Below are 5,179 nucleotides of genomic sequence, written 5' to 3'. Positions count from 1 at the left end.
AACCCAAGACTTCAGAATTTAGAGAACAAGAGAGAACAGGGACCATATGTCCAGCGAATCCTCCTTCGGCCTCATGCAGATCGGCCTCGCCACCGCGGAAGACATCCGCGGCTGGTCGTACGGCGAGGTTAAGAAGCCGGAAACCATCAACTACCGCACGCTCAAGCCCGAGAAGGACGGACTCTTCTGCGAGAAGATCTTCGGCCCGTCCCGGGACTGGGAATGCTACTGCGGCAAGTACAAGCGCGTGCGCTTCAAGGGCATCATCTGTGAGCGCTGTGGCGTTGAAGTCACCCGCGCCAAGGTCCGCCGCGAACGCATGGGCCACATCGAGCTGGCCGCACCGGTCACGCACATCTGGTACTTCAAGGGTGTTCCCTCCCGCCTGGGCTACCTCCTTGACCTGGCACCGAAGGACCTCGAAAAGGTCATCTACTTCGCTGCCTACATGATCACCAGCGTCGACGAGGCTGCCCGCCACGAGGAACTGCCCAACCTGCAGGTTGAGCACGACATCGAGAAGAAGCAGCTCATCGACAACCGCGACTCCGACATCGCTGCCATCGCCCGAGATCTCGAAGGCGAAATTGCACGCCTCGAGGGCGAAGGCGCCAAGGCTGCCGACAAGAAGAAGGCACGCGACTCCGCCGACCGCCAGATGGCCAACGTGCGCAAGCGCGCCGACGCCGACATCGAGCGCCTCGAGCAGGTCTGGGACCGCTTCAAGAACCTGAAGGTCGCCGACCTCGAAGGTGACGAAGGCCTGTACCGCGAGCTGCGCGACCGCTACGGCATGTACTTCGAAGGCTCCATGGGTGCCGAAGCCATCAAGAAGCGCCTTGAGAACTTCGACATGCAGGCAGAGTCCGACCTGCTGCGCGACGTTATTGCCAACGGCAAGGGCCAGCGCAAGACCCGTGCCCTCAAGCGCCTGAAGGTGGTCAACGCGTTCCTGACCACCAACAACAGCCCGCTTGGCATGGTCCTGGACGCCGTCCCGGTGATCCCGCCGGAACTGCGCCCCATGGTCCAGCTGGACGGTGGCCGCTTCGCGACCTCCGACCTCAACGACCTGTACCGCCGCGTGATCAACCGCAACAACCGCCTCAAGCGCCTGCTTGACCTGGGCGCTCCGGAGATCATCGTCAACAACGAGAAGCGCATGCTTCAGGAAGCTGTTGACAGCCTCTTCGACAACGGCCGCCGCGGCCGTCCGGTCACCGGACCGGGCAACCGTCCGCTGAAGTCCCTGAGCGACATGCTCAAGGGCAAGCAGGGCCGTTTCCGCCAGAACCTCCTCGGCAAGCGCGTCGACTACTCCGGCCGTTCGGTCATCGTCGTCGGCCCGCAGCTGAAGCTGCACCAGTGCGGCCTGCCCAAGCAGATGGCCCTGGAGCTCTTCAAGCCGTTCGTGATGAAGCGCCTCGTTGACCTCAACCACGCCCAGAACATCAAGTCGGCCAAGCGCATGGTGGAGCGTTACCGTCCCCAGGTCTGGGACGTGCTCGAAGAGATCATCACCGAACACCCGGTGCTGCTCAACCGTGCACCTACCCTGCACCGCCTGGGCATCCAGGCGTTCGAGCCGCAGCTTGTTGAAGGCAAGGCAATCCAGCTGCACCCGCTGGTTTGTGGCGCCTTCAACGCCGACTTCGACGGCGACCAGATGGCAGTCCACCTGCCGCTGAGCCCCGAGGCGCAGGCTGAGGCCCGCATCCTGATGCTGTCCTCGAACAACATCCTGAAGCCCTCCGACGGACGCCCGGTCACCCTGCCTTCGCAGGATATGATCATCGGCCTCTACCACCTGACCACCAAGCGTGTCGGTTCAGCCGGTGAAGGCCGCATCTTCGGTTCGGTTTCGGAAGCCATCATGGCGTTCGACGCCCGCGAGCTGCACCTGAACTCGCAGGTCAAGATCCGCCTCGAAGGCTTTGTTCCGTACGCCGGCTGGGAAGCTCCCGAAGGCTGGGAGCCGGGTCAGCCCGCTCTCGTCCAGACCTCCCTGGGCCAGGTCCTCTTCAACGAGACCCTGCCCGAAGACTACCCCTGGGTTGAGGCTGTTGCCGACAAGGGCGAACTGTCCCGCATCGTCAACGACCTCGCCGAGCGCTACCCCAAGGTCGTCACCGCGGCAACGCTGGACAACCTGAAGGATGCCGGTTTCTACTGGGCCACCCGTTCAGGCGTCACCGTCGCTATCTCCGACATCGAGGTGCCGGCCGCAAAGCCGCAGATCCTCGCCGGTTACGAGGAGCGCGCCGCCAAGATCCAGGGCCAGTACGACAAGGGCCTGATCGACGACGACGAGCGCCGCCAGGAACTGATCGAGATCTGGAACAAGGCAACCAACGAGATCGCCCAGGTCATGCGTGACAGCCTGTCCCCGATGAACACCATCAACCGCATGGTGTCCTCCGGTGCACGTGGTAACTGGATGCAGGTCCGCCAGATCGCGGGTATCCGTGGCCTGGTGGCCAACCCAAAGGGTGAAATCATCCCGCGTCCCATCAAGTCCTCCTACCGTGAGGGCCTGTCGGTGCTGGAATACTTCATCGCCACGCACGGTGCCCGTAAGGGCCTGGCTGACACCGCGCTGCGTACCGCCAACTCGGGTTACCTGACCCGTCGTCTGGTGGACGTCTCGCAGGATGTCATCGTCCGCGAAGAGGACTGCGGCACTGAGCGTGGCCTGGTCACGCCCATCGCCGTCGCCGATTCCAACGGCGAGCTGGTACTGGACGAGAACGTCGAGAACAGCGCCTACGCACGTACGCTGGCTGTCGACGTCGTGGACTCCGAGGGCAACGTCCTCGCAGCCGCCGGCACCGACTGCGGAGACGTCGTCATCGACGAGCTCTTCAAGGCCGGCATCACCGAGGTCAAGGTCCGCTCCGTACTCACCTGTGAGTCCAGCGTCGGTACCTGCGCCCTGTGCTACGGCCGTTCGCTGGCCACCGGCAAGACCGTGGACATCGGCGAGGCCGTGGGCATCATCGCCGCACAGTCCATCGGTGAGCCCGGTACCCAGCTGACCATGCGTACGTTCCACACCGGTGGTGCAGTCTCCGCCAGCGGTGGCGACGACATCACCCAGGGTCTGCCCCGTATCCAGGAGCTCTTCGAAGCCCGTACTCCAAAGGGTGTTGCACCGATTGCGGAAGCAGCCGGCCGCATCACCATCGAAGAGTCCGAGCGCCAGATGCGCCTGGTCATCACCCCGGATGACGGAACCGAAGAGATCGCCTACCCGGTCCTTCGCCGTTCACGCCTGCTGATCGAAGACGGCGACCATGTCACCGTCGGCCAGAAGCTGATCAACGGTCCGGTGGATCCCAAGCAGGTTCTGCGCATCATGGGTCCCCGTGCGGCACAGAAGTTCCTGGTGGACGAGGTCCAGGGCGTGTACCGCAGCCAGGGCATCGGTATCCACGACAAGCACGTCGAGGTTATCGTCCGCCAGATGCTGCGCCGCGTCACGGTCATCGAGTCCGGCGAATCGGACCTGCTCCCCGGCGAACTCGCCGAGCGCAGCCGCTTCGAGGACGCCAACCGCCGCGTTGTGTCCGAGGGCAAGACTCCGGCTTCCGGACGTCCTGAGCTCATGGGTATCACCAAGGCGTCGCTGGCCACCGAGTCCTGGCTGTCCGCAGCTTCCTTCCAGGAGACCACCCGCGTCCTGACGCAGGCGGCCATGGAAGGCAAGAGCGACCCGCTGCTGGGCCTCAAGGAGAACGTGATCATCGGTAAGCTGATCCCGGCCGGCACGGGCCTCCCGCGCTACACCGAGGTCACCGTGGAGCCGACTGAAGAAGCGAAGGCCAACCTGTTCACCGGCCCCAGCGCATTCAGCGACTTCTCGTACGACACCCTGGGCGGTGACGGAGCTCCCGAGTTCCACGCCATCCCGCTGGATGACTACGACCTGGGCAACGACTTCCGCTAGACACGGAGTCTGACCAAGGGATGGTCCCGCACCGCAAGGTGGGGGACCATCCCCGTTTAACCCGCCGATTAAGGCATGGAGACCGTCCATGCTAGACTTGTTACCAATTGTTATTGTGGCAGTGGATGAGTGCGCCGGTTCCAGCTGAAAGGCTGAACCAGAGCGACGTTTCCGGTTTGCAGGGTTCTTGTGCAACGTATGCCACATTTTTGCATGCCTAGGGACTGTTGAAGACGCCAGTCGTGTCCCGGTGTGCGATCCGACTATTAAGGCTTCGCCTTCACCGCCCTGGAGATCTTCTTCGAGGCCCGGGCGGCGGGGCAACGCAACAAGAGAGTGGCCGGAAGCGGCTACTCCGGATAAAACGGAGAACACGAGAGTGCCTACGATTAACCAGCTGGTCCGCAAGGGCCGCACGCCTAAGGTCTCAAAGACCAAGGCTCCCGCGCTTAAGGGCAGCCCCATGCGCCGCGGTGTTTGCACCCGCGTCTACACCACCACCCCGAAGAAGCCGAACTCGGCTCTGCGTAAGGTGGCACGTGTGCGCCTCAACGGCGGCGTTGAAGTAACCGCCTACATCCCCGGTGTTGGCCACAACCTGCAGGAGCACTCCATTGTGCTCGTTCGCGGTGGTCGTGTGAAGGACCTCCCGGGTGTCCGCTACAAGATCGTCCGTGGCGCCCTCGATACCCAGGGTGTCAAGAACCGTAAGCAGGCACGCAGCCGCTACGGCGCAAAGATGGAGAAGAAGTAATATGCCTCGCAAGGGTCCGGCCCCCAAGCGGCCGCTCGTACTAGATCCCGTTTACGGCTCCCCGCTGGTGACCCAGCTCATCAACAAGGTTCTTGTTGACGGCAAGAAGTCCACCGCAGAGCGCATCGTTTACGGCGCCCTCGAAGGTGCCCGTGCCAAGTCCGGCGGCGACCCCGTTGCAGCCCTCAAGAAGGCCATGGACAACGTCAAGCCTTCCCTCGAGGTCCGCTCCCGCCGCGTCGGTGGCGCCACCTACCAGGTTCCGGTTGAAGTGAAGCCGGGCCGCTCCACCGCACTCGCCCTGCGCTGGCTGGTTGGCTACTCCAAGGCCCGCCGCGAGAAGACGATGACCGAGCGCCTCCAGAACGAAATCCTGGATGCCTCCAACGGTCTCGGTGCCGCTGTGAAGCGTCGCGAAGACACCCACAAGATGGCCGAGTCCAACAAGGCCTTCGCACACTACCGCTGGTAATACTCCC

3 protein-coding genes are annotated in these 5,179 nt (G+C 63.3%); all 3 read left to right on the top strand.

Going from position 1 to position 5,179, the window contains the following annotated elements:
• The first annotated feature begins 46 nt into the window (after positions 1–46).
• The 3 genes from P2Q66_RS15840 (at position 47) to rpsG (ending at position 5,172) form a co-directional block, all read left to right on the top strand.
• Positions 47–3,946: a DNA-directed RNA polymerase subunit beta' gene (locus P2Q66_RS15840; RefSeq protein WP_079596668.1), complete on the top strand. Its 3,900-nt coding sequence runs from the start codon at positions 47–49 to the stop codon at positions 3,944–3,946.
• A 379-nt stretch (positions 3,947–4,325) separates the two neighbouring features.
• The gene (gene rpsL, locus P2Q66_RS15835) at positions 4,326–4,700 is read left to right on the top strand and encodes a 30S ribosomal protein S12 (protein ID WP_009358312.1); all 375 of its coding nucleotides are present in this window, start codon (positions 4,326–4,328) and stop codon (positions 4,698–4,700) included.
• A 1-nt stretch (position 4,701) separates the two neighbouring features.
• Positions 4,702–5,172: a 30S ribosomal protein S7 gene (rpsG, locus tag P2Q66_RS15830; RefSeq protein ID WP_026531948.1), complete on the top strand. Its 471-nt coding sequence runs from the start codon at positions 4,702–4,704 to the stop codon at positions 5,170–5,172.
• Positions 5,173–5,179 lie beyond the last annotated feature (7 nt).

Origin of the sequence: Arthrobacter sp. Cr_A7, assembly GCF_029222765.1 — a bacterium.
Taxonomy (GTDB): domain Bacteria; phylum Actinomycetota; class Actinomycetes; order Actinomycetales; family Micrococcaceae; genus Arthrobacter.
This window is presented reverse-complemented; position numbering and strand designations above follow the sequence as displayed.